The sequence below is a fragment of the Mycobacterium sp. GA-2829 genome, from assembly GCF_001499965.1.
In the GTDB taxonomy this organism is placed as follows: Bacteria; Actinomycetota; Actinomycetes; order Mycobacteriales; family Mycobacteriaceae; genus Mycobacterium.
This window is the reverse complement of sequence record NZ_LQIT01000073.1, coordinates 1-5,454: the sequence shown is the minus strand read 5'-3', so window position 1 is coordinate 5,454 and position 5,454 is coordinate 1. Positions and strand designations below refer to the sequence as shown.

The window sequence follows — 5,454 nt, the reverse complement described above, 5'->3', positions numbered from 1 at the left end:
GGAAATGCCGCGGCCCTCCGGTTGGTGTCGGAGGGCCGCGGTTAAAGGGTGTTCGGCGGTGTCCTACTTTTCCACCCGTTACGGGTAGTATCATCGGCGCTGGCAGGCTTAGCTTCCGGGTTCGGGATGGGACCGGGCGTTTCCCTGCCGCTATGGACCGCCGTAACTCTATTCACTCATTTCCGAGCGCCCCCACTCGTGGTGGGGGAAGTGTTTTTTGGTGGTGGGGTGTGAATCGTGAATCGATTCTTGGTGTGGATGCGTGGTTGCGAGGCGTATGCGTCTTCATCAAACCCAAGTATGTGTTTTTGGGTGTGTGTAAGTTTTCGGCCGGTTAGTGCCAGTTCCCTGCACCTATTACTAGGCTTCCAGGTCTGGTCTATCAATCCCGTGGTCTGCGGGGGGCCTTATCCCACTTAATGGGTGAGAAGCCTGGTCTTGGAGGGGGTTTCCCGCTTAGATGCTTTCAGCGGTTATCCTGTCCGAACGTGGCTATCCAGCGGTGCTCCTGGTGGAACAACTGGTATACCAGAGGTTCGTCCGTCCCGGTCCTCTCGTACTAGGGACAGATTTCCTCAAGCTTCTGACGCGCGCGGCGGATAGAGACCGAACTGTCTCACGACGTTCTAAACCCAGCTCGCGTGCCGCTTTAATGGGCGAACAGCCCAACCCTTGGGACCTGCTCCAGCCCCAGGATGCGACGAGCCGACATCGAGGTGCCAAACCATCCCGTCGATATGGACTCTTGGGGAAGATCAGCCTGTTATCCCCGGGGTACCTTTTATCCGTTGAGCGACACCCCTTCCACTCAGAGGTGCCGGATCACTAGTCCCGACTTTCGTCCCTGCTCGACATGTACGTCTCGCAGTCAAGCTCCCTTGTGCACTTACACTCAACACCTGATTGCCGTCCAGGTTGAGGGAACCTTTGGGCGCCTCCGTTACATTTTAGGAGGCAACCGCCCCAGTTAAACTACCCACCAGGCACTGTCCCTGAACCGGATATACGGTTCGAAGTTAGAAGCCCAATACGATCAGAGTGGTATTTCAACAACGACTCCACCCAAACTGGCGTCTGAGTTTCACAGTCTCCCACCTATCCTACACAAACCGAACCGAACTCCAATACCAAGTTGTAGTGAAGGTCCCGGGGTCTTTTCGTCCTGCCGCGCGTAACGAGCATCTTTACTCGTAATGCAATTTCGCCGAGTCTATGGTTGAGACAGTTGAGAAGTCGTTACGCCATTCGTGCAGGTCGGAACTTACCCGACAAGGAATTTCGCTACCTTAGGATGGTTATAGTTACCACCGCCGTTTACTGGGGCTTAAATTCTCAGCTTCACCCCGAAGGGTTAACCGGTCCTCTTAACCTTCCAGCACCGGGCAGGCGTCAGTCCGTATACATCGTCTTGCGACTTCGCACGGACCTGTGTTTTTAGTAAACAGTCGCTTCTCACTGGTTTGTGCCACCCACATCCGCTTGGGCCGTAAAGGCTTACACGTACCGTGGGTCCCCCTTCTCCCGAAGTTACGGGGGCATTTTGCCGAGTTCCTTAACCATAGTTCACTCGTACGCCTTGGTATTCTCTACCTGACCACCTGTGTCGGTTTGGGGTACGGGCCGTGTGCGCACTCGCTAGAGGCTTTTCTTGGCAGCATAGGATCACCGAATTCGCCTCAATCGGCTATGCATCACCTCTCAGACTTATATGACATCCGGATTTACCTAGATGTCGTCCTACAGGCTTACCCCAGTACAACCACTGACTGGTACGGCTACCTTCCTGCGTCACCCCATCGCTTGACTACTACCACCGAAGGTCCCGCGCAGCCCTGCGATCCATCACCCCGAAGGGATCCGTGACCACAGTTTTGGGCGGTTAGTACCGGTGATTCATCAGGGACGCTCACACACGGGTACGGGAATATCAACCCGTTGTCCATCGACTACGCCTGTCGGCCTCGCCTTAGGTCCCGACTCACCCTGGGCGGACTGGCCTGGCCCAGGAACCCTTGGTCTTTCGGCGGGCAAGGTTCTCACTTGCCTTATCGCTACTCATGCCTGCATTCTCACTCCCACACCCTCCACAACTAGATCACTCTGCTGCTTCACCGGATGCAGGACGCTCCCCTACCCAACCAGACACAAGTCTGATTGCCGCGGCTTCGGCGGTGTGCTTGAGCCCCGCTACATTATCGGCGCACAATCACTTGACCAGTGAGCTATTACGCACTCTTTCAAGGGTGGCTGCTTCTAAGCCAACCTCCTGGTTGTCTTCGCGACTGCACATCCTTTTCCACTTAGCACACGCTTAGGGGCCTTAGCCGGCGATCTGGGCTGTTTCCCTCTCGACGCACGGAGCTTATCCCCCGCCGTCTCACTGCCACACTCTCACTTGTCGGCATTCGGAGTTTGGCTGACGTCAGTAACCTTGTGAGGCCCATCGGCCATCCAGTAGCTCTACCTCCAACAAGAAGCATGCAACGCTGCACCTAAATGCATTTCGGGGAGAACCAGCTATCACGGAGTTTGATTGGCCTTTCACCCCTACCCACAGCTCATCCCCTCAGTCTTCAACCTAAGTGGGTTCGGGCCTCCACGACGTCTTACCGACGCTTCACCCTGGCCATGGGTAGATCACTCCGCTTCGGGTCCAGAACACACCACTACACCACACACTCTTGTGCGGATACGCCCTATTCAGACTCGCTTTCGCTACGGCTACCCCACCCGGGTTAACCTCGCGACATGTCCCTGACTCGCAGGCTCATTCTTCAAAAGGCACGCCATCACCCCACGCTTTAACACGAAGGCTCTGACGGATTGTAGGCGCACGGTTTCAGGTACTCTTTCACTCCCCTCCCGGGGTACTTTTCACCATTCCCTCACGGTACTAATCCGCTATCGGTCACTGGGAAGTATTCAGGCTTACCGGGTGGTCCCGGCAGATTCACAGCAGATTCCACGGGCCCGCTGCTACTCGGGGACACGCCACTACAGAGCACATGTTTTCGACTACGGGACTCTCACCCTCTACGGTCGGCCATCCCAAACCAGTTCACCTAACACAAGCTTTTCTCACTGCAGCCCAGACCGGCAGACCTGGAAACGACGAACCCCACAACACCGCACACACAACCCCTGCCGGGTATCACATGAGCACGGTTTAGCCATCCTCCGCTTTCGCTCGCCACTACTCACGGAATCACTTTTGTTTTCTCTTCCTACGGGTACTGAGATGTTTCACTTCCCCGCGTTCCCCCCCGACACCTATGTATTCAGTGCCGGGTGACACGACATCACTCGTGCCGGGTTTCCCCATTCGGACATCCTCGGATCAACGCTCGGTTGACAGCTCCCCGAGGCATATCGCAGCCTCCCACGTCCTTCATCGGCTCCCAGTGCCAAGGCATCCACCATGCGCCCTTAAACACTTACAACACAAAACCAAAAAAATGAGTTCAAAGAAATTGCATACAAACGAACACCAACACCACCAACAACCCCGAAAGATCATCAACGGCATCAGCATTCAGATGCTCGCAACCACTATCCACGAATCAAACACCACACCCCACCACCAAAGCAGGGCAGCAATCAGAAACACCACCCCACGGTGATGTCCGGCACCCACCCCCATTCCGGGATGAGCCCGCGGGCCTGTTGCCTCAGGACCCAACAGTGTGTCTGGCAATTCCTCACGCGTTCCGATTCCCGCCGGAACAACGAACGTTTGTTGTGCACCCAGCCGGCGCCACTACAGCAACCGACTCCACACGGCTCACACCCCCACCAATTGGGAGTGTTTTTCGTGGTGCTCCTTAGAAAGGAGGTGATCCAGCCGCACCTTCCGGTACGGCTACCTTGTTACGACTTCGTCCCAATCGCCGATCCCACCTTCGACGGCTCCCTCCCACAAGGGGTTAGGCCACCGGCTTCGGGTGTTACCGACTTTCATGACGTGACGGGCGGTGTGTACAAGGCCCGGGAACGTATTCACCGCAGCGTTGCTGATCTGCGATTACTAGCGACTCCGACTTCACGGGGTCGAGTTGCAGACCCCGATCCGAACTGAGACCGGCTTTGAAAGGATTCGCTCCACCTCACGGCATCGCAGCCCTTTGTACCGGCCATTGTAGCATGTGTGAAGCCCTGGACATAAGGGGCATGATGACTTGACGTCATCCCCACCTTCCTCCGAGTTGACCCCGGCAGTCTCTCACGAGTCCCCACCATAACGTGCTGGCAACATGAGACAAGGGTTGCGCTCGTTGCGGGACTTAACCCAACATCTCACGACACGAGCTGACGACAGCCATGCACCACCTGCACACAGGCCACAAGGGAACCGACATCTCTGCCGGCGTCCTGTGCATGTCAAACCCAGGTAAGGTTCTTCGCGTTGCATCGAATTAATCCACATGCTCCGCCGCTTGTGCGGGCCCCCGTCAATTCCTTTGAGTTTTAGCCTTGCGGCCGTACTCCCCAGGCGGGGTACTTAATGCGTTAGCTACGGCACGGATCCCAAGGAAGGAAACCCACACCTAGTACCCACCGTTTACGGCGTGGACTACCAGGGTATCTAATCCTGTTCGCTCCCCACGCTTTCGCTCCTCAGCGTCAGTTACTGCCCAGAGACCCGCCTTCGCCACCGGTGTTCCTCCTGATATCTGCGCATTCCACCGCTACACCAGGAATTCCAGTCTCCCCTGCAGTACTCTAGTCTGCCCGTATCGCCCGCACGCCGAGGGTTAAGCCCCCGGTTTTCACGAACAACGCGACAAACCACCTACGAGCTCTTTACGCCCAGTAATTCCGGACAACGCTCGGACCCTACGTATTACCGCGGCTGCTGGCACGTAGTTGGCCGGTCCTTCTTCTGTAGGTACCGTCACTTGCGCTTCGTCCCTACTGAAAGAGGTTTACAACCCGAAGGCCGTCATCCCCCACGCGGCGTCGCTGCATCAGGCTTGCGCCCATTGTGCAATATTCCCCACTGCTGCCTCCCGTAGGAGTCTGGGCCGTATCTCAGTCCCAGTGTGGCCGGTCACCCTCTCAGGCCGGCTACCCGTCGTCGCCTTGGTAGGCCATCACCCCACCAACAAGCTGATAGGCCGCGGGCCCATCCCACACCGCAAAAGCTTTCCCCCACCAGGCCATGCGACCAGCAGGGTGTATTCGGTATTAGACCCAGTTTCCCAGGCTTATCCCAAAGTGCAGGGCAGATCACCCACGTGTTACTCACCCGTTCGCCACTCGAGTACCCCGAAGGGCCTTTCCGTTCGACTTGCATGTGTTAAGCACGCCGCCAGCGTTCGTCCTGAGCCAGGATCAAACTCTCCAAACAAAACCTAAAAAAGGCACATTCAGAACAATCTGACCTCAAAACAAGACACCAAAAACTGGCATCAAAAAAACCACACCCCTAAACGGGAAAAAGAGGCGCGGCAAAAA

General features: G+C 56.4%; 3 rRNA genes. All 3 read right to left on the bottom strand.

Annotation, left to right across the window (positions count from 1 at the left end):
- Positions 1–50: 50 nt before the first annotated feature.
- The 3 genes from rrf to AU194_RS28730 all read right to left on the bottom strand — a co-directional run bounded on the left by rrf (position 51) and on the right by AU194_RS28730 (position 5,347).
- A 5S ribosomal RNA gene (rrf, locus tag AU194_RS28740) occupies positions 51–165 on the bottom strand.
- 149 nt (positions 166–314) lie between these two features.
- Positions 315–3,440: ribosomal RNA gene (locus tag AU194_RS28735) — 23S ribosomal RNA — on the bottom strand.
- A gap of 385 nt (positions 3,441–3,825) precedes the next feature.
- Positions 3,826–5,347 (bottom strand): 16S ribosomal RNA (locus tag AU194_RS28730).
- The 16S, 23S and 5S rRNA genes sit together here, the layout of an rRNA operon.
- Positions 5,348–5,454 lie beyond the last annotated feature (107 nt).